Annotated in this window: 6 protein-coding genes and 1 pseudogene; 6 read left to right on the forward strand and 1 reads right to left on the reverse strand. The window is 70.3% G+C overall.

Going from position 1 to position 6,719, the window contains the following annotated elements; translation table 11 throughout:
* From HUU96_RS09050 to HUU96_RS09075, 6 genes are all read left to right on the forward strand, one after another.
* Window positions 1–468, forward strand: a 468-nt coding sequence (locus HUU96_RS09050; RefSeq protein WP_217430300.1) for an XdhC family protein, incomplete at its 5' end; no start/stop codon positions are given.
* On the forward strand, window positions 465–1,760 hold the full coding sequence (guaD, locus tag HUU96_RS09055) for a guanine deaminase (RefSeq protein WP_174292500.1): 1,296 nt from the start codon (window positions 465–467) through the stop codon (window positions 1,758–1,760). The genes HUU96_RS09050 and guaD, both read left to right, overlap by 4 nt.
* Window positions 1,757–2,731: a bile acid:sodium symporter family protein gene (locus HUU96_RS09060; protein ID WP_174292501.1), complete on the forward strand. Its 975-nt coding sequence runs from the start codon at window positions 1,757–1,759 to the stop codon at window positions 2,729–2,731. The genes guaD and HUU96_RS09060 overlap by 4 nt, the downstream gene beginning before the upstream one ends.
* A 5-nt stretch (window positions 2,732–2,736) precedes the next feature.
* Window positions 2,737–3,855, forward strand: coding sequence for a glycosidase (locus HUU96_RS09065; protein WP_174292502.1), 1,119 nt, complete (start codon window positions 2,737–2,739; stop codon window positions 3,853–3,855).
* The gene (locus tag HUU96_RS09070; protein WP_217430301.1) at window positions 3,852–5,420 is read left to right on the forward strand and encodes an alpha-amylase family glycosyl hydrolase; all 1,569 of its coding nucleotides are present in this window, start codon (window positions 3,852–3,854) and stop codon (window positions 5,418–5,420) included. The genes HUU96_RS09065 and HUU96_RS09070 overlap by 4 nt, the downstream gene beginning before the upstream one ends.
* A gap of 10 nt (window positions 5,421–5,430) precedes the next feature.
* Complete coding sequence (locus tag HUU96_RS09075; protein ID WP_174292503.1) at window positions 5,431–6,438, forward strand: glycosyltransferase family 4 protein; 1,008 nt, start codon at window positions 5,431–5,433, stop codon at window positions 6,436–6,438.
* Here the strand turns inward: HUU96_RS09075 and HUU96_RS09080 are convergent.
* Window positions 6,435–6,719, reverse strand: a pseudogene (locus HUU96_RS09080) (hypothetical protein); the annotation flags it as partial. The gene HUU96_RS09075 and the pseudogene HUU96_RS09080 sit on opposite strands and share 4 nt — an antisense overlap.

Raw genomic sequence — 6,719 nt, forward strand, 5'->3', positions numbered from 1 at the left:
GCCTTCGCCGAGCCGCTCGACACCCCGCGCCGGCCGCTGATGCTGTTCGGCGCGGGGCATGTCGGGCGCGCGATCGCGGCGCTGGTGCCGGGGCTGCCGCTGTCGCTTGCCTGGTTCGACAGCCGCGCCGAAGCCGACGCGCCCGGCGTGGTAGTGCAGGACGAGACAACACTGGTCGCCTGCGCCGGCGAGGCGAAGGAGGATGCGGCGGTGCTGATCCTGACCCACGACCATGGCCTCGACTATCGCCTGACCGCGGCGGCGTTGCGGTCGGCGGCGGGCTTTGTCGGGCTGATCGGCTCCGCCACCAAGCGCGCGCGGTTCGTGGCGCGGCTTGCCGCCGATGGCGTCGACCCCGCCCGCCTGACCTGCCCGATCGGCGTGGCCGGGATCCACGGCAAGGAGCCGGGCGTGATCGCGATCGCGGCCATGGCGCAGCTGCTGGCGCTGGACCAGGCGGCGGCGTGACTCTTGTTGCGCATCGTGCCGAACTGCTGAGCATCCCCGACGACCCGCACATCGCCGGCGGCGAGGCGGTGCGGCACCATCCGGACGGCCTGCTGGTGATCGAGAACGGCCATGTCGTCGCGTTCGGCGACCATGCCGACCTCGCGCCACGCTTCGCGGAGGCGAGCGTCACGCATTGGCCGGGCAAGATCATCGTTCCCGGCTTCGTCGACGCGCACGTCCATTATCCCCAGACCGACCGCATCGCCTCGCATGGCGAGCAGCTGCTGCAATGGCTCGACCGCCACATCTTCCCTGAAGAGGCGCGCTTCGCCGACCGCGGCCATGCCGATGCGGTTGCGGGCTTCTTCTGCAACGAGCTGCTGCGCAACGGCACCACCAGCGCGCTGGTGTTCGCGACCGTTCACCCGCAATCGGTCGATGCGCTGTTCGAGGCGGCGCTGGCGCGCGGGATGCGCCTCGTCAGCGGCAAGGTGCTGATGGACGGCGGCCCGCCCGACCTGCGCGACACGCCAGCGAGCGGTCGCGCGGAGACCGAGGCGCTGATCGCGCGCTGGCGGGGGCGCGGACGGCTCGGCTATGCCGTGACGCCGCGCTTCGCGCTCACTTCGTCGGACGCGCAGCTCGCCGACGCCGGCGCGCTGGTCGCGGCGCATCCCGAGGTGTTGCTGCACACCCACCTTGCCGAGAACCACGGCGAGATCGCTGCGGTCGCTGCCCGCTTCCCCGACGCCGCCGATTACCTCGACGCATATGACCGCTTCGGGCTGGTCGGGCCGCGATCGGTATTCGCGCATTGCATTCACCTGAGCGAGCGCGCGCTCCACCGGATGAGCGAGGCGGGGAGCGGCATCGCCTTTTGCCCCACCTCCAACCTGTTCCTCGGCTCGGGCCTGTTCGACATCGCCGCCGCCGACCGCCACGGCATCGGCGTCGGCCTGGGTAGCGATGTCGGTGCCGGTACCAGCTTCTCGCTGCTCGCGACGATGGGCGAGGCCTACAAGGTCGGCCAGTTGCGCGGCACCAGCCTCGACCCGTTCCGCGCGCTCCACCTCGCCACCGCCGGAGCTGCGCGGGTGATGGGCCTCGCCGACCGGATCGGCGGGTTGCAGCCCGGACAGGAAGCGGACTTCGCCGTGCTCGATCCCGCCGCGACCCCGCTCCTCGCGCGCCGGACCGCCGGTGCGTCCCTCGGCGAGCGCCTGTTCGCGCTGCAGATCCTCGGCGACGACCGCGCCGTCGCCGCGACCTATGTCGCCGGGCGGCAAGCTCATCTACGGAGCCCGGTATGATCCGCCGTATCCTGTCGCTGTTCGAGCCGTTCGTGGCGATGCTGCTCGGCACCGTCCTGCTCGCCACCGTCCTGCCGGCGCGCGGCCCCTGGACGACGGCTGCGGGCCATGTCGCCACCGCCGGCATCGTGCTGTTGTTCTTCCTCCACGGCGCGAAGCTGTCGCGCGAGGCGATCCTGGCGGGCGCGCGCAACTGGCGACTGCATGCCAGCGTGCTCGCGACGACCTTCGCGCTGTTCCCGCTGCTCGGGCTGGCGCTGGCGGCGACGCTGCACGGGCCGGCGGCGCAGGGGCTGTTGTTCCTGACCCTGCTGCCTTCGACGGTGCAGTCGTCGATCGCCTTCACGTCTGTGGCGCGCGGCAATGTCGCGGCGGCGGTGTGCAGCGCCAGCTTCTCCAACGTCATCGGCATCTTTCTGACGCCGGCGTTGGTGGCGATGCTGATGGGCGGCAGCACCGGCGGCTTCTCCTGGACGTCGGCCGAGCAGATCGTGCTGCAGCTGCTGGTGCCGTTCGTCGCCGGCCATCTGCTGAGGCCGTGGATCGCTGGACTGCTCGGCCGCCACAAGTCGATCCTGTCGCTGGTCGACCGCGCCTCGATCCTGCTCGTCGTCTATACCGCGTTCGGCGCGGCGGTGGTCGAGGGGCTGTGGCACAAGCTCGCGCCGGCCGACCTCGCGCTAATCCTCGCCGTCTGCGCGGTGCTGCTGACGCTGGTGCTGGCGGCGACCTGGGCGGCGGGCCGCGCCTTCGGGTTCGCGCGGGAGGACGCGATCGTGCTGCTGTTCTGCGGCTCGAAAAAGAGCCTCGCCTCGGGTGTGCCGATGGCCGGCGTGCTGTTCCCGCCCGCGACGGTCGGCATCGTCCTGTTGCCGGTGATGCTGTTCCACCAGATCCAGCTGATCGCCTGCGCCGTCATTGCGCGGCGCTACGCCGATGCGTCGGAACCGGCGGCGGGCGCGGTCGCTTGAGCGGCATGGCTGGCCACGACGCGCTGATCTTCACCCCCGACGACGTCGACCTGTCGCGCTCACCGCTGCGGCGCGGCGTTACCGAGCCGACCTATGTGCTGGGCGCGTTCAACCCGGGTCTGACCCGGCTGCCGTCGGGCAACCTGCTGCTCATGGTCCGCGTCGCCGAGGCGCTGAGCGAGCCGGTGATCGACGGGAACGTGCGCGCGATCCGCTGGACGCCGGCCGGCTATGTCCTCGACGCGCACCCGTTGACCGGCGTCGACATGGCCGACCCCCGCCAGTTCGAGCTGCGCGACCACGCCCACCGCGTGCTCGCGCTGACCTCGCTGTCGTGGCTGTTGCCGGTCGAGTTGAACCCGGACGGCACGGCGGTGGTCGCGGTCCACTACGACCGCGCGATCGAGCCCGCTGCGTCGTACCAGGATTATGGCGTCGAGGACGCGCGGATCAGCCGGATCGGCGACAGCTGGTATATGACGACCTGCTCGGTGTCGGCGGAGCGGCATTCCACGACGCTGCACACCTCCGCCAACGGGCTCGACTACCAATTGCAGGGCATGATCCTCGACCATCAGAACAAGGACATGCTGTTGTTCGAGGGCAAGGTCGGCGATGCCTTCACCGCGCTGACCCGCCCGCTTGGCGAATGCTATTTCGCCTATCCCGAGGACAGCCCGTGGATCGGCGGCCCATCGATCAACCTCGCCACCTCGCCCGACGCACTCCACTGGCGGCCGCTGCCCTCGCCCGGCATCCGCGCGCGCAAGGGGTCGACCAGCGCCATGAAGGTCGGCGGCGGCACTCCGCCGGTGCTGACCGACGCCGGCTGGCTGACGATCTATCATGGTGTCGAACGGCGCGAGAAGGTCGGCATCTATCGCAGCTTCTGGGCGCTGCTCGACCGCGACGATCCGGGGACGGTGCTGCGCATCGAGGATCAGGCATCGCTGCTGGAGGCGAACCCGGCGCTGACCGCGCCGATCGCGCATCAGCTGTATCTGCCGACGCCGGTGGTGTTCTCGTCCGGGCTGGTCGACGCTGGCGACCGCTACATCGTTGCGAGCGGCGAGGCCGATCTCGCCTGCCGGATCACGCATCTCGACAAGGCGATCTTCGCGTGAGCGCCTGGTGGCGGTCGGCGACGATCTATCAGATCTATCCGCGCTCGTTCCAGGACAGCGACGGCGATGGTGTCGGCGACCTGAAGGGCATCGAGGCAAGGCTCGACTATCTTGCCGACCTAGGCGTCGACGCGATCTGGATTTCTCCGATCTTCACCTCGCCCATGGCTGATTTCGGCTATGACGTCGCCGATTACTGCGACGTCGACCCGCTGTTCGGGACGCTGGCGGATTTCGACGACCTGCTGCGCGAGGCGCATCGCCGCGGCGTCAAGATCATCCTCGACTTCGTGCCCAACCACTCGTCCGACCGGCACCCGTGGTTCGCCGACAGCCGCTCCTCGCGGCAAGCAGCGAAGCGCGACTGGTATGTCTGGCGCGACCCCGCTCCGGACGGGAGCCCGCCCAACAACTGGCAGAGCTTCTTCGGCGGTCCGGCCTGGACGCTCGATGCGGCGAGCGGCCAATATTACCTCCACCAGTTCCTGAAGAAGCAGCCCGACCTCAACTGGCGGGAGCCCGCGCTGGTCGAGGCGATGCTGGCGGCGATGCGCTTTTGGTTCGACCGCGGTGTCGACGGCTTCCGCATTGACGTGCTGTGGCTGCTGCTGGAGGACGAGGCGTTCCGCGACAACCCGCCCAACCCCGCCTGGCGGCCGGGGATGCAGGACATCGAGCGCTTCCTGCCGCTCCACACTGCCGATCAGCCGGGGATGGCGGCGCTCGTCGCCCGGATGCGGAGCGTCGCCGATGAATATGAGAGCCGCGTGCTGATCGGCGAGATCTACCTGCCGCTCGATCGCCTGGTTGCGTACTATGGAGAAGAGGGAGCGGGCGTGCATCTGCCCTTCAACTTCGCGCTGCTGCAGACGCCCTGGGAGGCGCGCGCCATCGGCCGGCTGATCGAGGAGTATGAGGCGCTGCTGCCGGCGGGCGGCTGGCCCAATTGGGTGCTCGGCAACCACGACAAGCCGCGCATCGCCGCCCGCGTCGGCTCGGCGCAGGCGCGGGTGGCGCAACTGCTGCTGCTGACGCTGCGCGGCACGCCGACGCTGTACCAGGGCGACGAGCTCGGCCTGACCGGCGAGCCCATCGCGGCTGAGCGCATCCGCGATCCGCAGGCGCTGCGCGAGCCGGACACCGCGTTCAATCGCGACGAGGTGCGGATGCCGATGCCGTGGGACGCCTCGCCCCACGCCGGCTTCTCGACGGACGAGCCGTGGCTGCCGCTCAACGCCGACTGGTCGGCGCGCAACGTCGCCGCGCAGGAGGAGGATGTCGGCTCGATGCTGACGCTGGTGCGCCGCCTGCTGGCGCTGCGGCGCGAGAACGAGGCGCTGGCAACGGGCGCGATCGCACTGGTGGAGGCCGAGGGCGACGTGCTGGCGTACAGGCGCGGCGACGACCTGCTGGTGGCGCTCAACCTGGGTGCGACGCCGCAACGGCTGGCGCTGCCGGCTGGTCGATACCGGACGTTGCTAAGCACGCAGGGCGAAGGCGCAGACTGGGCGGCCGAATTGGCGCTCGCGCCCGACGAGGGTGTCATCCTGCGCGCGACCGGCTAGGCACCGGCGCATGAAGATCGCGATGCTTGCCCCGATCGCGTGGCGCACCCCGCCGCGCCATTACGGCCCCTGGGAGCTGGTCACCAGCCTGCTCACTGAGGCGCTGGTCACTCGCGGGGTCGACGTGACTCTGTTCGCGACGCAAGACAGCGTCACGACCGCGACCCTCGCCGGCGTCGTCCCCGCGCCGTATGAGGAAGACCCGTCGATCGATGCCAAAGTGTGGGAATACCGCCATTTGTCGCACCTGTTCGCGCGCGCCGGCGAGTTCGACCTGATCCACAACCAGGCCGACTTTCCCGCTCACGCCTTTGCGCCGCTGATCGACACGCCGATGGTCACCACCATCCACGGCTTCTCGTCGGACCGGATCATGCCGATGTACCGGCCGTTCGAGGACCGCGTGCACTATGTCGCGATCAGCGACGCCGACCGTGCGCCCGGGCTGAAATACGCGGCGACGATCCATCACGGCATCCGCCTGGGCGAGTTCCCGTTCGACGCGGACGGCAGCGACGACCTGTTGTTCTTCGGCCGGATGCACCCCGACAAGGGTGCGGCGGAGGCGATCGCGGTGGCACGGGCGAGCGGACGGCGGCTGGCGATGTACGGGATCGTTCAGGACCAAGGCTATTTCGAGCGCGATGTTGCGCCGCATGTCGACGGGACGCGCATCCGCTACGACGGGCCGGTCGGTGGCGCGGAGCGGCTGCGCGCGCTGGGGCAGGCAAAGGCGCTGCTCCACCTCATCAACTTCGACGAGCCGTTCGGGCTGTCGGTGATCGAGGCGATGGCGTGCGGCACGCCGGTGATCGCGATCAACCGCGGCGCGATGCCCGAGCTGATCGAGGACGGCGTCACCGGCTTCCTGGTCGACAGCGTCGAGGCGGCGGTGGCGGCGGTCGGCCGGCTGGACACTATCGACCGCGCTGCCTGCCGGGCGCGGGTGGCCGAGCGGTTCACGGTCGAGGCGATGGCGGACCGCTATATCGAGCTGTACCGCCGCATCCTGGCCTAGACGAGCCGCGCGAGGCTCGCGACCGCGACCGTGCCGCCGACCAGCAGCGCCGCGACGAACCATCGCCACCGCGCGACCTGGGGACGATCGGCCAGCGTCAGCATCGCCGCCAGCGCCGCGCCGGTCATCGTCCACAGGTGATAGCGCACCTCCGACGCGACGCTGAGCGGGACGTAGCTGGCGGCGTACAGCACCACCGACCAGGCGAGCGGCACCGCCAGTCCCGGCCCGCGCGGCCGCACCACCAGGCACGCCGCCGTCACGGCCGACGGCAAGCTCGA

Source organism: Sphingomonas bacterium (assembly GCF_903644135.1).
Lineage (GTDB): Bacteria > Pseudomonadota > Alphaproteobacteria > Sphingomonadales > Sphingomonadaceae > Sphingomonas.

Coding starts and splice junctions, on each gene's coding strand:
- HUU96_RS09060 (WP_174292501.1), top strand. CDS start 1,757: ATGATCCGCCGTATCCTGTCGCTGTTCGAGCCGTTCGTGGCGATGCTG.
- HUU96_RS09065 (WP_174292502.1), top strand. CDS start 2,737: ATGGCTGGCCACGACGCGCTGATCTTCACCCCCGACGACGTCGACCTG.
- HUU96_RS09075 (WP_174292503.1), top strand. CDS start 5,431: ATGAAGATCGCGATGCTTGCCCCGATCGCGTGGCGCACCCCGCCGCGC.